This is a genomic window from Sediminibacillus massiliensis, from assembly GCF_900156915.1.
GTDB classification, from domain to species: Bacteria; Bacillota; Bacilli; order Bacillales; family Amphibacillaceae; genus Sediminibacillus_A; species Sediminibacillus_A massiliensis.
The window spans coordinates 2,159,750-2,178,801 of sequence record NZ_LT732535.1; the positions used below are offsets into that span (position 1 = coordinate 2,159,750).

Sequence of the window (19,052 nt, forward strand, 5' to 3'; positions counted from 1 at the left end):
TATTGATAAAGGAGGGAAATGAATGGACCAAGAGATGCTTAAAAGAATAGAAAAACAGACAGGGGTTGATATGAGGGCTGTCACGAAGCTCGCCAATGCTGTCGGCGGCAAGGATTTGAAGGATGAAAGAACAGCCAGGCAGCTGGTCAGACAAGTTGGAAAGCTTGCCGGGAAACGCGTCCCTAAGCAAACAGAAGACATGATTGTGAAGATGCTGCAAAACAGCAACATCAGCGAGTCGACTATTAAAAAAATGATGAAGTAACAAATAGAGAGTGTAGAGGCCCTTGCCTTCTACACTCATCCATTGTTTTTTTATTATTTAATTTTTATGCTTTAACCGTTGATTCTCCGCCCTTTTCCAATACTTACCTATCAATCTATGAACTTAACAGGTTTAAAAAAGAGAGAATCGGAGAATAATATAACTACAAACGACAAAACGATTAGGAGGGAAAACAACATGCGTCAAAGAAAACAAGTGAAGTTAGACGAATTCATCAGAGAGGACAAATTTGAACTAGATTCTTATGTTTCACATCTTTTCAAACAACATTCAAATGATGCTCCTACTCGTTCCAGAAATGAAGATTTAATTACTCAATAACTCGGTAAAGATACTTATAATTAATCCATTACTTGAAAATATAGTTAATAATCAAAAGGCTGGCTGCTCATAGTCAGCCTTTTTACTGTTATAAGAAGTCTATTTTCCGGAAAATTTTTTAGCCTTAGGAATGAAATAAGCTAGTTATAATATCGTGGTTGGGCACGAACTTCCCAGAAGCGCGAACAGCCTTTTTTACTACTTGGTGGATAAATAGCGGTAACAGACTACTTAACACTTGGTATCTAGGACTCATAAATGACACCAGTCCCTACAGAATGCTTCTAAACAGCTCGTTTACGTCCCAAACTTTCCCAATCTCTTTCAGATAGGTATTTTTCCTAAATTCACGAATACAACCTAGGAAACTACTAAAAAGGAGGAGTTTGTATTGAAAAAGAGATGGATCACTTCACTCACCATGGTTTTCCTTTTGGCATTTCCAGCGATCAGTAATGCAGCTGAAAAGGAACAGGAAATAAAACCAGCAGAACCAGGGCAAGTCGAAGTCCAGGTCAAAAAAGGAGAATATGTCAAAGGACAGGTCATCGTAAAATTCAAAGACAAAGTCAGTAAAAAAGAAAAACAAGATGCACTCAACAATGCACGGGTAAAAGAAGTGGAGGACAAAGACAGTGTAAAATCGCCATTCAAAGTACTCGAAGTCCGCAATGTGGAAGCCGTTGCCAAAGCTCTATCTAAAAATCCGCAGGTAGAATATGCAGAACCGAATTACGTGATGAGTGCTGCATGGACGCCGAATGATTCATACTACAGCTATTACCAATATGGACCACAGAACACATACACCGATAATGCATGGGATATTACAAGAGGAAGCAGCGGCCAAGAAATTGCCGTTTTGGATACTGGCGTAGATTATAATCATCCTGATTTGGATGGAAAGACAATAAGAGGCTATGATTTTATTGATAATGATTATACCCCGCAGGATCTAAACGGCCACGGCACCCATGTAGCTGGTACTGCTGCTGCAGAGACAAATAACGGTACAGGGGTGAGCGGTATGGCTCCTAACACAGCCATCCTGGCTGTCCGTGTGTTGGATGCAAGTGGAAATGGATCACTAGCCGACATTGCTGATGGAATACGTTACGCCGCTGACGCAGGAGCAGAAGTTATCAATCTATCACTTGGATGTGATTGTAATACCAGGACATTGGAAAATGCCGTCGACTATGCTTGGAGCCAAGGGGCGACAGTTATTGCAGCTGCCGGTAACGATGGTGTATCGACTACCTTTGAGCCTGCATCTTATTCAAACGTCATCGCTGTTGGTGCGGTAGACCGCTATGATAGAAGAGCTTCTTTCTCTAACTATGGTGCTTGGGTCGATGTAACAGCACCTGGTGTCGATATTGCTGCGACAGTACCGAACAGAGGATATGCTTACATGTCGGGAACTTCAATGGCTTCCCCGCATGTGGCCGGGCTTGCAGGATTACTTGCGGGACAGGGGCGTTCTAACAGTGAGATTCGTCAGGCAATTGAGCAGACTGCTGATCCAATAAGTGGTACTGGTAGTTACTTTGAGCATGGCCGGATTAATTCTTATAATGCGGTGAGGTATTGATTTTCCATACAGAATACAAAAAACCGAGTCTGTATATTACAGACTCGGTTTTTGTATTCTTTTAATTCTCTTTCAACACTTCCTCCAACCTATCCGGAAAATTCGTAAACATTCCAGTTACTCCCCACTCCAGCAGCTTTCTCATATCTTCTTTCTCATTTACCGTGTAAGGATGAATGAGTAAGTTATGACTCCGAACTTTTTCCACGTACTCTCGGTCGATCTGAGTATAATTCATACCAAGGCCCACTGCGTATTCGCTGTACTCTACCAGTTCCTCCTCTGTAATTTCGGCGGGTGAGCTATATGAAATAAGTTGAACAAGTGGAATATCATTATTCATCTCGTGTACTTTCTTTAAGCTTTCTGGACTGAAAGATTGGATAATGACTTGACTGGATGCGGGATTAGGACCAATCAACTTATATGCTTCCAGGATTTCCAACAGTCTTTCTTCCATTCCCGGGTAAACCTCCGGTGATTTGGTTTCGATGTAATACCTTGCACTGCGGCCGAATCTCTCGATAACCTCTTCAAGCGTCGGGACTTGCAGACCTATGTAGTCATCCTTCGCATAGGAGGGGTATCTATCATTGAACCAGGAACCTGCATCCAGCTGTTTGATCTCTTCCAGGGTATAATCCTTAACGTATCCTGATCCATTTGTCGTGCGATCTAATTCTTCATCATGCATGGCTATAAGCTCGCCGTCTTTTGTCATCTGTAAGTCTACTTCCACATAATCCCCTTTTTGCTGATCACCAAGTTCATAGGCTGGAATAGTGTGTTCCGGCGCATAACCAGATGCTCCCCTATGCGCTACATTGAGAATTTTCTTTTCGTTCAGCGGATTCTTTTCCATTGCGGACACCTCCTGAACGGCAAAATGGGCATTTCCGAACATCGTTGCTGCAACAAGTACACTGCTGACCACTTTTTTCATCTCTATCATCCTTTCCGGTTTTGTACTCACCAAAAAGGATATAGTCTTTTTATTTAGCTACTTTTAATAGAAGGTTAAGCTATGGTAAATCTCGAGAAATGATAGAAACTTCCCAGGGATATAGAAGGCTAAACACCAGTAGAACCCTACTTTCTGCCCTGTTCATTTTCCCCCTTAACTTATACATTGGAGAAAAGTGGATTAATAGAATTACTACTAGGAGGTATTTTATGTGGAAAAAAATGTTGTCAGCCGCCCTTCTATCCGTGGCTCTCTTTAGCACTACCGTTTCCGCAGCACCGGCTGGAAACGACAACTATCAAAACAGGTACAAACACGTCCAGCTGCTGGGAATCAATGATTTTCATGGACAACTGGATATATACCAGGACATCGATGGAAGACAGGCTGGCGGAGCAGAGTATCTTGCTGCATATCTAAAACAATACGAAAAAGACAATAAAAATACCTTGCTCGTTCACGCAGGAGACGCTGTCGGTGCAAGCTCGCCAGTATCCTCACTATTACAGGATGAGCCGACCATTGACATACTCAACAAACTTGGCTTTGATATAGGGACGGTTGGAAACCATGAGTTTGATGAAGGCGTGGAAGAGATGAACCGTTTAATTTATGGAGGGGAACATGAGCAAACTGGAGACTTTGAAGGAGCTTCTTTCCCTTATACAGTGGCAAATGTAGTCGATGAGGATACAGGTGAACACATCCTGCCCCCGTATGTGACTAAAAAAGTAAACGGCATGCCGATTGGATTTGTCGGGGTTGTCACAACGGAAACGCAAAACAGTGTGCTTCCAAGTGGAATTAAAGGCCTTTCGTTTACCGATGAAACAGAAGCGATCAACAATGCCGTCCAACAGCTAAAGGACCAAGGTGTTCAATCGATTGTTGTACTAGCCCATGTCCCCGCTTCTTCTGACCAAGATGGTTCCAAGCCATCAGGAGACGTTGTCGAATTCGCGCCGCAAATCGATGACGAAGTGGATGTCATATTCGGAGGACATAATCACGATTACGCCAATACAGTAATCGATGGAAAGTTAATTGTTCAATCCTATTCAAGTGGTACAGCTTTTTCTGACGTCGACTTAATGATTGACCCGAAGACAAAAGACATCGTTTCTAAAGAAGCTAAAATCGTCACCACTTACCATGATCAAATCGAACCTGATGAAACAGTGGCAAACATGGTTGATACTTACGAAGCTGACATTCAGGACTTGGTGGACGAAGTAATTGCGAATGCCTCAGAACCAATTACCTCCATACAGGATGACAGCGGAGAATCTGCACTCGGTAACTTAGTAGCTGATTCGCATCGTGCTGCAATGGTTACTGACTTTGCTTTCATGAATCCAGGTGGTATTCGAGCTGACTTGGACGAAGGTCCGATCACTTGGGGTGAGTTGTACACCATGCTGCCATTTGGTAATAACCTAGTGGAAATGACACTGACCGGAGAACAGATAAAAGCCGTCTTAGAACAACAATGGGAAGGTGATTCTACGCACATCCTGCAAATCTCAGGACTACAGTATACTTGGGATGATGAGGCTCCGGTTGGAAATAGAGTATTAGAGATTAGCGACAGTGAAGGAAATCCAATTGACCTAGAACAACCGTACACGGTTACGGTTAACAACTTCTTGGCTGAAGGCGGCGACGGGTTTACCGTGTTAACTGATGGTGCAGATGAGGTGGCAGGTCCTCTTGCCTTGGATGCGATGATTGAGTATTTAGAAGGCATGGAGGGAGAAGTTGATGCGCCAGATGAGGTTGATAGGATTAGAGTGGAATAGGCATATGCATAAGTAGGAAGGGATGGCCCGTCCTTTCATAAAGCCATAGCATTAGGTTGCACTCTATTATCACAAAGAAGGCTCCCCTGAAGCTAGAGTGACCCAATAATATGAGACAGGATAAAACACCCCAAGAGTCGTATATACAATTATCGACATTTGGAGGTGTTTTTCTTATGGGAAAGAAAAGGTTTTATCCAGAAGAAATAAAAAAGGAAGTTATTCGCTTGAAGCTTGAAGGGAATCTAACGAACAGGGAAATTATGCAGAAATTCGGAATCAAAAATAAGTCTCAGATTAAGTCATGGATGAAATGGTTTCGAGAGGGAGAAGAACATAGGTTGTCTCAGCCTATTGGGAAACAATATTCTTATGGAAAAGGCCCAGAAGATAATAGTGAACTGTCTCAGCTCAAGAAGAAAGTTAATTACTATGAGATGAGGGAAGAAATGATGGGAAAGTATCAAGAAATCGAAAGGAAGTGGTCCCAGAAGTATTCGTCGAAGTTGTAGAAGTGTTAAGCCATAAGTACACCGTGATGACAATATGTGAGTGTTTCGGTGTGCCTAAATCCACCTATTACCGCTGGAAGAAGAAATCAGATAAACTGCCTTATCTTCATCAACTGATCATAAATATTTGTAAGCAGTTCTCTTACAGACTTGGCCATAGAAATGTAAGAGGCATACTGAAGAATGATTATAAGATCAAGGTCAACCGAAAAACTGTTCAAAAGGTTATGCAAAAGTATCATATCCAATGTAGAGTGAAAAAGAAAAGAAAGTCCCATATCGCCGGGGAGGGTAAATGTATCGTTCCGAACCTTCTCAAACAGAACTTTCAGGCTGATCACCCTAACCAAAAGTGGGTAACGGATATTACATACTTGCCTTATGGTGAAAAAATGCTTTATCTGTCCACCATAATGGATTTATACAACAATGAAGTTATAGCTTATAGAGTAAGCGATACCCAAGAGGTTCATTTAGTCTTAGACACGTTGGAGGCTGCATGTGAAAGAAGAGAGACACATGGAGTCATTTTACACAGTGATCAGGGGGCTCAGTACACCTCGTATGCTTTTCAGGAGCTAGCTAAAGAAAAAGGCATTATCACAAGCATGTCCCGAAAAGGCAACTGCTTTGATAATGCCGTAATCGAATCCTTCCATTCCTCGCTAAAGTCGGAAGAATTCAACACCCAAATAAGGGTGAAACCTACAAACTCTATTGTACTAGAAAAAGTGGAGTCGTACATGTATTATTACAACTATATACGACCTTTTACAAAATTATTATTCAGTCTCATTTCTCTGGGTCAGTTCACTCCCAAGGGGGTTTTGTCAGCTTATTCTTTTACATACATTAGAACAGGCTTTCGTGCAGCGGTCGTCTCATCCATACGTTTTACGACGGTGGTGTGCGGAGCTTCCTGGACAATTTCGGGGTCATGCCTTGCCTCTTCGGAAATCTGAAGCATTGTCTCTATAAAACCGTCAAGAGTTTCCTTTGATTCTGTCTCGGTCGGTTCCACCATCAAGGCTTCCTCTACATTCAACGGGAAATAAATGGTTGGCGGATGGTAGCCGAAGTCAAGCAGTCGTTTAGCGATGTCCAGGGTGCGGACACCTTGTTTCTTCTGCTTTTTACCTGATAAGACAAATTCATGCTTGCAATGCTGTGTGTACGGGAGGAAGAATTGTTGTTCCAATTTCCGCATCATATAATTAGCATTAAGGACAGCATATTCACTGACTTTCTTGAGACCTTCTGCCCCCATTGTCCGGATATACGTATAAGCTCTCAAATTGATTCCGAAATTACCATAATACGGTTTCACCCTGCCGATAGAATCGGGCCTGTTATAATCAAATCCAAAAGTATCCCCTTGCTTAGTCAGCAATGGTTTAGGTAAAAATCTGGCAAATTCTTTGGTAACACCCACCGGACCGGAACCTGGACCACCCCCGCCATGCGGACCTGTAAAAGTTTTGTGAAGGTTCAAATGGACGACATCAAAGCCCATATCCCCCGGACGTGCATAGCCCATTATGGCATTCAAATTGGCCCCGTCGTAATAAAGTTTTCCGCCTGCCTGATGAATGATTTCCGCCATTTCCACAATGTTTTCTTCAAAAAGACCAAGTGTGTTGGGATTTGTCAACATGAGAGCAGCTGTGTCATTTCCGACAACCCTTTTTAAGTCCTCTAAATCAACCGTACCACGTTCATTCGATTTAACTGTTACAGCCTCGAACCCAGCAACTGTCGCCGATGCCGGATTGGTACCATGAGCAGAATCGGGTACGATAACTTTTNGTTTGTAAGCAGTTCTCTTACAGACTTGGCCATAGAAATGTAAGAGGCATACTGAAGAATGATTATAAGATCAAGGTCAACCGAAAAACTGTTCAAAAGGTTATGCAAAAGTATCACATCCAATGTAGAGAGAGAGTGAAAAAGAAAAGAAAGTCCCATATCGCCGGGGAGGGTAAATGTATCGTTCCGAACCTTCTCAAACAGAACTTTCAGGCTGATCACCCTAACCAAAAGTGGGTAACGGATATTACATACTTACCTTATGGTGAAAAAATGCTTTATCTGTCCACCATAATGGATTTATACAACAATGAAGTTATAGCTTATAGAGTAAGCGATACCCAAGAGGTTCATTTAGTCTTAGACACGTTGGAGGCTGCATGTGAAAGAAGAGAGACACATGGAGTCATTTTACACAGTGATCAGGGGGCTCAGTACACCTCGTATGCTTTTCAGGAGCTAGCTAAAGAAAAAGGCATTATCACAAGCATGTCCCGAAAAGGCAACTGCTTTGATAATGCCGTAATCGAATCCTTCCATTCCTCGCTAAAGTCGGAAGAATTCAACACCCAAATAAGGGTGAAACCTACAAACTCTATTGTACTAGAAAAAGTGGAGTCGTACATGTATTATTACAACTATATACGACCTTTTACAAAATTATTATTCAGTCTCATTTCTCTGGGTCAGTTCACTCCCAAGGGGGTTTTGTCAGCTTATTCTTTTACATACATTAGAACAGGCTTTCGTGCAGCGGTCGTCTCATCCATACGTTTTACGACGGTGGTGTGCGGAGCTTCCTGGACAATTTCGGGGTCATGCCTTGCCTCTTCGGAAATCTGAAGCATTGTCTCTATAAAACCGTCAAGAGTTTCCTTTGATTCTGTCTCGGTCGGTTCCACCATCAAGGCTTCCTCTACATTCAACGGGAAATAAATGGTTGGCGGATGGTAGCCGAAGTCAAGCAGTCGTTTAGCGATGTCCAGGGTGCGGACACCTTGTTTCTTCTGCTTTTTACCTGATAAGACAAATTCATGCTTGCAATGCTGTGTGTACGGGAGGAAGAATTGTTGTTCCAATTTCCGCATCATATAATTAGCATTAAGGACAGCATATTCACTGACTTTCTTGAGACCTTCTGCCCCCATTGTCCGGATATACGTATAAGCTCTCAAATTGATTCCGAAATTACCATAATACGGTTTCACCCTGCCGATAGAATCGGGCCTGTTATAATCAAATCCAAAAGTATCCCCTTGCTTAGTCAGCAATGGTTTAGGTAAAAATCTGGCAAATTCTTTGGTAACACCCACCGGACCGGAACCTGGACCACCCCCGCCATGCGGACCTGTAAAAGTTTTGTGAAGGTTCAAATGGACGACATCAAAGCCCATATCCCCCGGACGTGCATAGCCCATTATGGCATTCAAATTGGCCCCGTCGTAATAAAGTTTTCCGCCTGCCTGATGAATGATTTCCGCCATTTCCACAATGTTTTCTTCAAAAAGACCAAGTGTGTTGGGATTTGTCAACATGAGAGCAGCTGTGTCATTTCCGACAACCCTTTTTAAGTCCTCTAAATCAACCGTACCACGTTCATTCGATTTAACTGTTACAGCCTCGAACCCAGCAACTGTCGCCGATGCCGGATTGGTACCATGAGCAGAATCGGGTACGATAACTTTTGTCCTGTTTCTATCGCCATTTGCTTCATGGAAAGCCCTGATCATCATCAAACCTGTCCATTCACCCTGTGCTCCAGCTGCCGGCTGAAGGGTGACCTCATCCATCCCAGTTATTTCGGCAAGTGATGTTTGCAAATCATACATGACTTCCAAAGCGCCTTGAACGGTTTCTGTTTCCTGATACGGATGGATATGACTGAAACCTTCAAGTCTGGCAATGTCTTCGTTCATTTTCGGGTTATATTTCATCGTACAAGACCCTAACGGATAAAAACCTGAATCAACCCCATGATTCCGTTTTGACAAAGCCGTATAATGACGGATGATCTGCAGTTCACTTACTTCCGGCAAGGCAGGTGCTTCTTTGCGGACATATACTTCATCCAATTCTTGTTCAAGATTTGTTTCAGGAACATCTAGGTCAGGGAGGCTGAAGCCTGTCCTTCCTTCCTTGCTATGTTCAAAAATCAAAGGAAAATCTTGTTTATCCATTAATATCCCTCATTTCTCTTACAAAAGAATCAATCTCATTTTTCGTCCGGATCTCCGTTACTNGTCGTACATGTATTATTACAACTATATACGACCTTTTACAAAATTAAACTACCAAAGCCCTATAGAATTCAGGACTATGGCAGCTTAGGTGTTTTATTCAGTCTCATTTCTCTGCGTCAGTTCAGATGCGCCAGGCTTGGGTGTTTATCCTTTTCATTATCTCCCTTATTCTTCAATATTAGTTAGTTTATACTGATCTCCAACCTTTACGGCCGTGTACTTCCAGTTATAATCCAACACTTCAGAAGTTCCGTCCTGATAATTAATTTTGATTGTTTCTGATGTATCCAGAACATAGTCTGAACCATTAGAATCATATCCTGCAAAGTTATGCTCCTGTAGTTCTTCCTTAATATTCTTCTCGCTTAACCGGTCTACCAAGTCGCGCTGTGCGGTTTCCAGCTTGCTTCCTGCCTTGATAAACGGTTCGACTTTACTGTAATCACCACTGTTTATAGCTGCGATAAGTCCAGTCAGATAATTGTCGTACAATACTTTCAAGGATTCCTCTATGCCACTATCTGATTCCTCATCAGCTTGAGCTGTCACTGTATCTTCTTCCGGTTTACCTTCTCCACTATTATCAAGTGTGATGGAAACAGGTTCTTCGATTACATCGGCTACTTGTTCAAACTCACTAGGAGTTCCCCATGGTACCTCTTTATAAATAACGACCCACTGTTCATCCTCATAAAGGAGATCATATGCCCAGTAGCTCTCATCTTCCGTCAGCTCTGGTTCTTCTTCCTTATAGTAAAAATCCTCTTTCCCCGTTTCTCTCAAATAAACGGTAGACTGGAAACCGTCATCGGTACTTTTTAAGTAGAATTTGCCTGTATCCATTTCTAGCTTGGTTGTTTCTTTTGTATAGATATAATCTTCTCGGCTATAGTCTCCTACTTCGTCTTCAAAATCGTCGTTCATATCCTCTGACATATTTTCAACAAGAGTGACATCGCCTTTTTCTAAAGCTTTCATATAAGAAGTATAATGATTAGCAATAGCATCTATTAAAGATTTTTCCATATCTTCACTCATGGCAAAATCCACTTGAAAGTAATCATCCTCTAAAGTTTTTGTTTCTGTAGTCATATTCCCCCACGGGAACTCTGCTTCAACAGCCATTTCCATCGAGCCATCGAAAGCCACCGGTCCGAAGGCTTCCTCAGAAAATGCATTGAAATCCATCGATTCCCCATTGATGATCACCTGACTTTTTACGGAATCATCAAATGCCGAGTCAAAGTACACAGTTCCTCCGTCTACAGATAGATTTATTGTTGAATTATTGTTATAAGGGGTTATTTCAACATCTTGCTCTTCTTTCACATCCATATACTCGTGCTTATATTCCGCCGAGAAAGTATAAATACCTGGAAGGAACGGGCCAACTTCCTGAGAAAAATCATTACTGGATGCCTCTGCCAATTCCTCTTCCCCATTGTACAGCTTTGTTCCTTTGAATTCCGTTTGTAGTTTCACATAAATAGGATCTATGTATAATTTATATTTATCAAAAATCAAAAATTTACCATCCTGCTCAAGTTGGACAAAGGATTCTTCCTCACCAAGCAAATAATCCCAAACTTCATCTTCTGCAGTAGCTTTGTTGCCATCAAGAGCACCTGCTTGTTTCTTCACTGAATCGACTAGTAGTTCTTTGTCCTCTGGATAAGTTTCTATATATCTGACAAAAGCTTCTGCCCCCTCAGTTGTGACCGTTAAATCTTGATCACGGTAGGACAACAAGTCAGCTATCTTACTAGAATCGCCTTCAGCCAAAGCCTCTTCAAAAGAGTTGGCCAGTCGTTCTTGTGAAGTAAAATGTGCTCCGATAAAATAAAAAACAACCAGCACTGCCGCTATAGTAGAGCCAATAATTATTTGTCTCTTCTTTTTAGGTGACATTGGCGCTTTGTTTTCCGATCTCCGGTCTGGCTGTTTCGAAGGTGATGGTTTGTTGTTCGTTAATGAAGCTCCACAATTTACACAAAATTTCTTGCTAGTATCTATTTCCTTACCACATTGATTACAAAATTTCATGTTAGCCTCCCTATGTGTGTTGTATTTTCAGGAAAGAACAGACACCCTTTAATCAGGTGTCTGTCACTACCTTCAAATTATAGAAGTCCGTAAAAACCGTTTTCCAAATCATTCATCAGGTTACCAACAATGCTGTCTCCAATAATGGCAAAGATGATCACCATGGCAATGTTAGCAATGATAAGACCATAATAAACATCAATTCCACCAGCAACGGAATCTTCTTTGACAGAGAAAATAACTGCCAAACTAGAAGCTACGAATAGAACAAGTGAAATACCAAATAGTAATAAGCTGAATGTTGTCGCGGACATTAACGAAAAGATAACTGCCAATAACAACATTGCTGCCGGCAACACATTAAATACACCAAACCGACTCATGACTTCTAAAAAGGTGGTATTTGCCTTCATTAATTTCGCCACTCCGTACACAACTGCTGTATAGACAGCCAAATAAATTAATAGATAGATGAACGGCTGAATAACAGTGGCCCCAAAAGGAATAGGAATATAACCACCACTGAAACTTTTAGCGGTGAAATAAGAAAATAATGGAAGTAATAGTGCAAAAAGTACATGGGAAATAATTCCATTAATCGTATCCGCTCCAGTTACTTTTCTGCTTGCGACCATCGGGCCTTTTAAGGCTTCCTTCGCAAAGCTGAAAAACTGCCTGCTGATTACCTTTCCTTTCTGGACATATTCATTGTCCTTATAACTCCCTCCTGCTGATGCTTCAGGCTCAACGGTAGCAGCTTGTTCTAGATTAGCCGACTGCTGGCCCTCCTGTGGTTGTACAGATGCTAATTTCGAGCCACATTCAGCACAAAATCTAGCTTCTGTTTCGTTCATCGATCCGCATTTAGTACAATGCATGTTTCCATCTTCCTTTCTGTTTTTCAATTTTGCCTCTCTCACCCTATAGTCTTTTCTTACCCTTATTATGTAAATTATTGCAAAAAAATAGGTTTAAACACCTCAAAAATGAGACAAGCAGGAATATTATACCATTATTTTTAGGCATTTTTAACTATAAAAAGAGTAATTTATCTATTTATTTAAGAGTCAATTGTGTTGTAAAGATTTTTGATCTTTTCAGTAAATGAAAACCAAACATATAGCGGTGTGGTTAAACTTACCAGAAAAAGTTACAATTAGGACATCAAAATGAACAGGGAGAAAATCATGCTATTATCTTTAAACTTTTTGAAGAAGAAAAAGAACAAGAACAAGCTACAACAAGCTACCACTAAAGCAACAAAGCCAAAGAGAAATAATGAACAAGTTGCTACCAGAAAAGGTGAATTAGGAGAGTACAAGATTAATATTCAACTTGATCAGCTGCCAAAGGAATATCGCTATTTAAGTGATCTTCTCGTTGAGAATCCTAATGCGAAGTCAGGATATTCACAAATTGACCATGCAGTGTTGACCCCGTATGGTATCTTTGCCATCGAAACGAAGAACTACCAAGGAACCATTTATGGTGGAAAAGACCGTAAAACATGGTTGGTTAATGGGAAGTTTAAAATGATGAACCCTTTTGTGCAAAACTACGGGCATATAAGAGCATTGGCATCTTTTATTGATAAAAAGTACCACGACTTCTTTATCTCCATGGTATCTTTCACAAAACGATGTACCTTCAAAGTAGATTTGGATTACCGCAAAATCGCATCCAATGAAATTATCGTCTATGACGTAGAGTTATCAGAGTTTATCCATAGGAAGGTCTCGGTATTGAAGCTCCATCATAAAGAACCTCTCCTATCTGAAAGCGACATCTCTACAATTTACAATGCTTTTTCCAAAGCTAATATCACGGATCCAAAAGCTAGAGAAGAACATAAACACGCATTAAAAACAACTACACCGGAAGAAAAGTCAGGTTCCGGCTCTACTTGCACCATTTGCAATAAAGCGGTTTCGGAGAAAGTGAAAACCTACTGTTTGTCCAATAAAAGATTCAACGGGAAAATTTATTGTTATGATCATCAAAAGCAGGCTCATTTAACCTAATAATGGAGATGGTAAGATGGATAAAAAAATAATAACTATCATCGATGCCGCTATTAAACATGTCTGGAATAAAGATTTGAGTAGAGATTATGACAATAGCTTTTTATTAAAAGAGGATTCACTAAAGAGTGCTTTCTATTTCCATTTAAGAAATAGATTAGGAGAAGCTTTCCTGCACAATCATAATCTCCGCCTCTTCACTGAATATTTTATCGGTGGCCAAAGGATTGATTTAGTTATAGCAGAAATAGATCCTGAAAAGACCGGGGAAAATTTCCTTGGAGACTGTGTCACTAAAGTTATCACTACTATTGAAATGAAGTATAAAGGTTCGTACGCCAATGAGGTGGTGTTTTACGAAGATATTTCCAAAGTGCTTGCTTTCACGGAAAACTGGCAGAGCTCCAGCAAACATTACCTTGCATTCATTCAAGAAAAATACTTCAGGCCAGCTGAAGTAGTGAACTGGTTAGATGATAAACAATCAAAGGCCGCTAAGGATAAAGTAACCGAGTTACATGCCTATTGGAATGGAGAGAGTGATGAAACTGTCTGGAACGTATTTGATTATTGATTAGCTGATAAGCTGTTAAAGGTACCAAATTTTTTATATTAAATTGACGCAATGAAGCCCCCTTCTTCAAAAGCGTAAACTAGGGGGCCCTCCAACATATGGAGTGTCAATAGTTCGATATCAGAGTAGACTCCCTCTATTTTTCGTACAGACAGCTCCACCTACCTTTTTGTATATCTGACCTCGACAGTCACTTAAACTATTAATTTGCTAAAACACCTCCAAAAGCACCGTTGCCCACCTAAATGTGATATGATAAATCCAATAAATGAACACGCTTTCATAATATCGTTAAAAGGAGAGTCTGCTTATTGGAATATTCAGGATTTTTAGGAGTTATTAGTAGGATAGTTGTTTTTATTGTTCAACTTGCATATCTTAATTTACTTTGGATACTCTTTAGCCTTCTGGGATTGGTTTTTCTTGGATTCGCACCTGCCACCCTGGCTATGTGTTCGGTTACCAGACAGTGGATCAAGGGAGATGTTGATCTGCCAATTTTCCATACTTTTTGGAGTTCTTTTCGCACTGAGTTTATCAAGTCAAATATAGTATTTTATATACTGTTACTTCTAGGCGGTATGTTATATATTTATGCTCACTTGATTCAAACCCTTAGTGGTCTTCCGTATTACCTCGTTTCCACTATATTTGTTACCGGTTTAGTCCCTTATATCATTCTACTTCTTTATATTTTTCCGGTTATGGCAAACTATGAGAAAAAAGTTGCCGGCTATCTCAAATATGCCATTTTAATGGGCATTGCCTCCCCTCTGCTTACACTATTATTAGGAGCTACCATAGCTCTCTTATGTATTATTTTCATCATTATACCTGTAACTGTCCCACTCTTTTCCGGGAGTCTGCTGAGCATGGCAGCCATGTCATTAGCAATGAAAACATTCAGGAGAGTGGAAACCAAAGGAAAGGAAATAGGGTCGCCAGGATAAAAAAATAAACCTATACCATGTAGAAAGGCAGCGAATTATCGCTGCCTTTTCCTTTCCTATTCTCATATAAATTCAAGAGCCTGCTTGGCAGCTCCACTCCAGGGATCGAACAAGCATATGTAAAAAATCCTTGTTCAACAGCCCTTCTTCCAAATGGGCAGGGGTAAGACATACTACTCTCCCTTTTCCATAATCATGGAACCATCCGGCAATGGATGAGCCATCAACCGAATCTGATTTTAAAAATACATTGGTATTTTCTTCCTCACAATGAACAAAATAGTGCTCATCGAGAAATTCAAATGTTTCCCTCTCTTCGATTAGATTATTTTTCGGTACGGTAGCATACTTTACCACTTGGTGTTTTTCCGGATGGTATTTAAAATAACCCCGAAGCATAGCGACATAAGGTACAACGCTTTCATAGGAGGCGAGTCCTGCATGCCAGGCAAGCCAGCCACCTCCTGCTTCCACATAGTTATTTATAATGCCAGCAGTTTCTTCGTTCATCCATGTTCTTACATTTTCATCATTGGGATTGATCCTGTTTTCTGCAAATAGAACTACCGCCGATGGTTGCGTTTTTATATTTTCCGCCAGCTCCTCAACAGTAAGGTAGTCTACTTCCACTTCCATGCCACTATCTGCGTTTAATAGTCGCACAGCCTCGTTTAGAGACTGAACCGCCGTCTCCCTTTCATGATAGTAATCCCCTAATACAGCTGTGATTTTCTTTGCCATCCTGCTCCCTCCAAACTTAAATTACCATCGATTTTCCTGTATGATCCACAAAAACGTATTTGTTTCTGATTGTTTTTTTCCTTTCAATCATATCCATTATTCCTTTGGCAGTATCCATGGGGTCACAGGGAGCTTTATCTCCACCCATATCCGTTTTCATCCAGCCGGGATGTACAGATAAGACGTTTATGTCTTCATCCCGCAAGTAAACATTCAGTTTTTCGGAAAGCATATTGAGGGCGACTTTGGATAATCCATACGGGTAATCACCGCTATATGCGTTAGTTAAACTTCCTGCCTCCGAAGAAATATTTATAATCGATTGTTGTTGTCCCTTCCTCAAAAGTGGAAGGAAATATTTAACTACCCGGATAGGACCTAGCGTATTAACATCAAGCGCCAACTTACATGCCTCCAGATCCAACTCCTCAATCGTCTTCTCTCTCTCATTAAGTATGCCTGCATTATTGACGATACTATCAAGACTCACTTGAATCTCATCGAGTTGGCTGGCTGCCAACCTAACAGAATCATCATCACATACATCCAGTTCTATTATTTTCAACTTATCCTGATAGGTTTCTTTGAGATCGGATAGTTTCTCGATTCTTTCCTCATCCGCATTCCTTACTCCTGCAAAAACCTGATGATTACTGTTCAACGCTTGTTTTACCAGGCATAATCCCAGTCCTCTATTAGCCCCTGTAATTAAGATATTCATCGTATCCTCCTATTGATCATTTTCTAGTAATTCAAGAATAACTTTCAATTGATCCGTCCCTTCCATGTAAGCATACCTTCCTCCCGTGTACTCTCCTTTTTGAATCAATGGCATATTTTTCGCTTCCATCTTTTTCACTACACCTTTTAGATCTTTGACAACAAAGGCAAGATGATGCATTCCTTCTCCTTGCTCATCCAAGAACTCTCTCCATGTACTTGGATGCTCGTCAGGTTCAATCAGTTCCAATTGGAGGGACCCCATATCAAAGAATGCTAGTTTGGCACGTGCTTCTGCCGCTTCTCCTTTGTATTCTGTCTGCGCTTTGTCATAACTGTCTGTCCAGTTGATTGGCGGCTTTTCCACTCCAAAAAACTCAGCATATGCCTCGGCGGTTTTCTCGATATCTCTTACAATAATACCTACTTGCGCAATCACATTCGTTCCTAGTGTACTTTCACTCATTGTTCATTCCTCCTAAGATTAGTTTTTTAATATAGAGATAGCCATGCTAGTGAGGGATAATCATTCTGTATCTAGTCTTCCAATCCCCACTTCTTTGATAGTTTGAAAAATGTCAGTGTCATGGTTAAGGCAATAACTAACAGAACCCAAGCTAGTGCTGATGCATACCCCATATTGAAATATTGAAAGGCATTTCGGTAAAGATAGAGGGAGTAGAATAGAGTAGAGTTATCCGGCCCTCCATCGGTAATAATAAATGCCTCTGCAAACGATTGAAATACTGCAATCATACCTGTAATAGAGTTGAAAAGTATTGCTGGTCTGAGCATCGGGAGCGTAATATGAAATACTTTTCTAAAAACATTTGCTCCATCTATAGAAGCAGCTTCATAGAGCGATTTCGGTATATCACCCAATGCAGCCAAATAGATCAATATCATATTCCCCGACATCCAAATAGACATTAGGATGAAACCGGGTTTTGCCCAGGCAGGACTGGAGAACCATCCTGGTCCATTGATTCCAAACACACCTAGTGCGGAATTAACTACACCAGACTCAGGTTGCAAAATCCAAATCCACAATATGGCAAGAACAACAAAGGGTACAAGTGTCGGAATGAAGAATACCACCCGAAAAAAGGAAAGTCCTTTAATATTTTTCGTATTTAGAAGGATGGCAATAAAAATAGTTACAACAGTGGTCACAGTCAGTCCAATAAATATCATGTACATCGTATTCCCCAAAACCGTGAAGAAAAGGTTGTCTTCAAAAAGAAGCTTCTTATAATTGTCCAGCCCAACAAAATTTGGTTCATTAATTAGATTGTATTCTGTAAAGGAGTAATAAAGAGAACTGAACAGAGGAATTGCAGTAAAGCAAAGAAATCCTATTATCCATGGCGATATAAACAATAAACCATTTCTCAAGTTTCTTTTTTCAATGTTCACGCGGTAACCCCCACATAAAAGAGTTTTCAATCTTATAAAGGCCCAATAATATAGATGACGATTCTATCCAAGATTAAATCATTTATTTATCCTTTTGATCCTGTAAACGTAATGCCTTCTATGAAGTATCTTTGCAGGAAGAAGAATATAATGATAATTGGCAAGGACATCGAAACACCAATAGCCATTAATAATGCCCATCTCGGGTCATTCTGTGACATAATCTGCTGAACGCCGAGTGATAACGTATAAAGCCGATTATCACTTAGGAAAATAAGCGGGCCGAGAAAGTCTCTCCATGCCTCAATGAATTGAAAAATAACGACTGTTGCCAAAATAGGCTTCGACAACGGGATGATTACCTTCAAAAAAATCATAAACTCGTTTGCCCCATCTATCCTGGCTGATTCAGATAATTCTTTCGGAATTCCTTTAAAAAACTGTCTTAGAAGAAAAATGAAGAATGGATTTCCAAAAAAGTGTGGAATAATTAAAGGTAAAAATGTCCCAACCCACCCAATTTGTTTAAAAAGAAGGAATAGCGGAACCATAATAACTTGGAAAGGCAGCATCAATGTCGCCAAAACAAATACGAAAACTGCATCGCGGTATTTCCAATCGATTCTGGAAAAACCATAAGCAATAACCGAGTTAGAAATCACAGCACCGAGACAAGTGAAAAACACAATAATCAGTGTGTTTTTCAGATAGAGAAAGAACGGAAAAGCGGTAAAAGCTTCCTTATAGTTAGACCAACGGAAAACTTCCGGTATCCATATCGGCGGGTTAGCGAATAACTCGGAATTGCTTTTTACAGATCCAGATAGAAGCCATACAAACGGTACGATAAAAACTAGCGCAAATATAATAAGCAGAATATAAACTGAGACCTTTTGCAGCCCTTTATTTATTTTTTGTGACTTTTTTGGCTTTTGGTTAAGTCTTTTGTTTTTCATCCCTCTTAATCTATTAGAAGTTTTCCTTTCAGGTTCTGTCCTTACTTCTGGTTCAGCCACCGGCAATGATGCCTTCATACAAGTCACCCCTCTCAGTCTTGTCTGGTTT

General features: G+C 40.6%; 16 protein-coding genes and 3 pseudogenes. 9 read left to right on the top strand and 10 right to left on the bottom strand.

Features of this window, described 5'->3' with window-relative positions; all coding sequences use genetic code 11:
- Nucleotides 1-22: 22 nt before the first annotated feature.
- From CZ434_RS11635 to CZ434_RS11640, 3 genes are all read left to right on the top strand, one after another.
- Nucleotides 23-265: a stage VI sporulation protein F gene (locus CZ434_RS11635; RefSeq protein ID WP_077623302.1), complete on the top strand. Its 243-nt coding sequence runs from the start codon at nucleotides 23-25 to the stop codon at nucleotides 263-265.
- Between the two features lie 198 nt (nucleotides 266-463).
- Nucleotides 464-607, top strand: a complete 144-nt coding sequence (locus tag CZ434_RS22170; protein ID WP_179107250.1) for a hypothetical protein — start codon at nucleotides 464-466, stop codon at nucleotides 605-607.
- Between the two features lie 391 nt (nucleotides 608-998).
- Nucleotides 999-2,201 carry a S8 family peptidase gene (locus CZ434_RS11640; RefSeq protein WP_245830976.1) on the top strand — a complete coding sequence of 401 codons (1,203 nt, stop codon included), beginning with the start codon at nucleotides 999-1,001 and terminating at the stop codon, nucleotides 2,199-2,201.
- 61 nt (nucleotides 2,202-2,262) lie between these two features.
- On the opposite strand, the gene CZ434_RS11645 is transcribed toward CZ434_RS11640, so the two are convergent.
- Nucleotides 2,263-3,144, bottom strand: a complete 882-nt coding sequence (locus CZ434_RS11645) for a glycerophosphodiester phosphodiesterase (RefSeq protein WP_077623303.1) — start codon at nucleotides 3,142-3,144, stop codon at nucleotides 2,263-2,265.
- Between the two features lie 230 nt (nucleotides 3,145-3,374).
- Here CZ434_RS11645 and CZ434_RS11650 point away from each other — a divergent pair, with 230 nt between their 5' ends.
- Entirely contained in the window at nucleotides 3,375-4,964 is a 1,590-nt protein-coding gene (locus CZ434_RS11650; protein WP_077621594.1) for a bifunctional metallophosphatase/5'-nucleotidase, read from the top strand.
- A 176-nt stretch (nucleotides 4,965-5,140) separates the two neighbouring features.
- Nucleotides 5,141-6,258: pseudogene (locus tag CZ434_RS21735) on the top strand (IS3 family transposase); the annotation flags it as partial.
- A gap of 53 nt (nucleotides 6,259-6,311) precedes the next feature.
- Here the strand turns inward: CZ434_RS21735 and gcvPB (CZ434_RS11665) are convergent.
- Nucleotides 6,312-7,286: pseudogene (gene gcvPB, locus CZ434_RS11665) on the bottom strand (aminomethyl-transferring glycine dehydrogenase subunit GcvPB); the annotation flags it as partial.
- Between gcvPB (CZ434_RS11665) and CZ434_RS11670 the strand changes: the two are divergent.
- Nucleotides 7,277-7,945 (top strand): annotated as a pseudogene (locus CZ434_RS11670) (IS3 family transposase); the annotation flags it as partial. The pseudogenes gcvPB (CZ434_RS11665) and CZ434_RS11670 overlap by 10 nt on opposite strands.
- Before the next feature lie 53 nt (nucleotides 7,946-7,998).
- Here CZ434_RS11670 and gcvPB (CZ434_RS11675) read toward each other — a convergent pair.
- The 3 genes from gcvPB (CZ434_RS11675) to CZ434_RS11685 all read right to left on the bottom strand — a co-directional run bounded on the left by gcvPB (CZ434_RS11675) (nucleotide 7,999) and on the right by CZ434_RS11685 (nucleotide 12,470).
- The gene (gene gcvPB, locus CZ434_RS11675) at nucleotides 7,999-9,459 is read right to left on the bottom strand and encodes an aminomethyl-transferring glycine dehydrogenase subunit GcvPB (protein ID WP_077621591.1); all 1,461 of its coding nucleotides are present in this window, start codon (nucleotides 9,457-9,459) and stop codon (nucleotides 7,999-8,001) included.
- A gap of 228 nt (nucleotides 9,460-9,687) precedes the next feature.
- Entirely contained in the window at nucleotides 9,688-11,565 is a 1,878-nt protein-coding gene (locus tag CZ434_RS11680) for a zinc ribbon domain-containing protein (RefSeq protein WP_077623304.1), read from the bottom strand.
- A 77-nt stretch (nucleotides 11,566-11,642) separates the two neighbouring features.
- Nucleotides 11,643-12,470, bottom strand: coding sequence for a zinc ribbon domain-containing protein (locus tag CZ434_RS11685; protein ID WP_179107251.1), 828 nt, complete (start codon nucleotides 12,468-12,470; stop codon nucleotides 11,643-11,645).
- Nucleotides 12,471-12,752: 282 nt separating this feature from the next.
- Between CZ434_RS11685 and CZ434_RS11690 the strand changes: the two genes are divergently transcribed.
- The 3 genes from CZ434_RS11690 to CZ434_RS11700 all read left to right on the top strand — a co-directional run bounded on the left by CZ434_RS11690 (nucleotide 12,753) and on the right by CZ434_RS11700 (nucleotide 15,110).
- Nucleotides 12,753-13,586 carry a nuclease-related domain-containing protein gene (locus tag CZ434_RS11690; protein ID WP_077623306.1) on the top strand — a complete coding sequence of 278 codons (834 nt, stop codon included), beginning with the start codon at nucleotides 12,753-12,755 and terminating at the stop codon, nucleotides 13,584-13,586.
- Nucleotides 13,587-13,602: 16 nt separating this feature from the next.
- Nucleotides 13,603-14,160: a hypothetical protein gene (locus CZ434_RS11695; RefSeq protein WP_077623307.1), complete on the top strand. Its 558-nt coding sequence runs from the start codon at nucleotides 13,603-13,605 to the stop codon at nucleotides 14,158-14,160.
- A gap of 311 nt (nucleotides 14,161-14,471) precedes the next feature.
- On the top strand, nucleotides 14,472-15,110 hold the full coding sequence (locus CZ434_RS11700) for a YesL family protein (RefSeq protein ID WP_179107252.1): 639 nt from the start codon (nucleotides 14,472-14,474) through the stop codon (nucleotides 15,108-15,110).
- 72 nt (nucleotides 15,111-15,182) lie between these two features.
- On the opposite strand, the gene CZ434_RS11705 is transcribed toward CZ434_RS11700, so the two are convergent.
- The 5 genes from CZ434_RS11705 to CZ434_RS11725 form a co-directional block, all read right to left on the bottom strand.
- Nucleotides 15,183-15,851: a ThuA domain-containing protein gene (locus tag CZ434_RS11705; RefSeq protein WP_077623309.1), complete on the bottom strand. Its 669-nt coding sequence runs from the start codon at nucleotides 15,849-15,851 to the stop codon at nucleotides 15,183-15,185.
- Nucleotides 15,852-15,867: 16 nt separating this feature from the next.
- Nucleotides 15,868-16,572: an SDR family oxidoreductase gene (locus CZ434_RS11710; RefSeq protein WP_077623310.1), complete on the bottom strand. Its 705-nt coding sequence runs from the start codon at nucleotides 16,570-16,572 to the stop codon at nucleotides 15,868-15,870.
- Nucleotides 16,573-16,581: 9 nt separating this feature from the next.
- A complete protein-coding gene (locus tag CZ434_RS11715; RefSeq protein WP_077623311.1) occupies nucleotides 16,582-17,037 on the bottom strand; it encodes a VOC family protein in 456 nt (151 codons plus the stop codon).
- A 71-nt stretch (nucleotides 17,038-17,108) separates the two neighbouring features.
- Nucleotides 17,109-17,987 carry a carbohydrate ABC transporter permease gene (locus CZ434_RS11720; protein ID WP_077623312.1) on the bottom strand — a complete coding sequence of 293 codons (879 nt, stop codon included), beginning with the start codon at nucleotides 17,985-17,987 and terminating at the stop codon, nucleotides 17,109-17,111.
- Nucleotides 17,988-18,073: 86 nt separating this feature from the next.
- Nucleotides 18,074-19,021: a carbohydrate ABC transporter permease gene (locus CZ434_RS11725; RefSeq protein WP_245830977.1), complete on the bottom strand. Its 948-nt coding sequence runs from the start codon at nucleotides 19,019-19,021 to the stop codon at nucleotides 18,074-18,076.
- Between the last annotated feature and the right edge of the window lie 31 nt (nucleotides 19,022-19,052).